General features: G+C 53.8%; 1 protein-coding gene. It reads right to left on the reverse strand.

Annotated features, from left to right (window positions below):
- Window positions 1–44: 44 nt before the first annotated feature.
- The coding region (locus CVH10_RS26915; protein WP_219924951.1) for a hypothetical protein at window positions 45–266 on the reverse strand (222 nt) is incomplete at its 5' end.

Below are 266 nucleotides of genomic sequence, written 5' to 3' on the forward strand. Positions count from 1 at the left end.
TGGACTGGCTATGAAGGTCAGTGCAAGGCATCATCATACCCCGCTTAGCTTGCTGGACTGACAGCCAGCAACAGAACGTAACAGGCTAGCCATATCATCAGGCCACGGAAGGCCAGACCTACGAGTCGTAACTTGCGCTTGGCAAGAATTGCAAGGTTTTCGACATCAGCAGCTGCCATCGCGCGTTTCGCAACGATGTCCGCTTGCTCTCGGCTCCGATCTATGTGGAGTCTTGGCCCTTTAGTCACGATCAGAGCATCAGACCT

Source organism: Halomonas sp. ND22Bw, assembly GCF_003011945.1.
GTDB classification, from domain to species: domain Bacteria; phylum Pseudomonadota; class Gammaproteobacteria; order Pseudomonadales; family Halomonadaceae; genus Halomonas; species Halomonas halophila.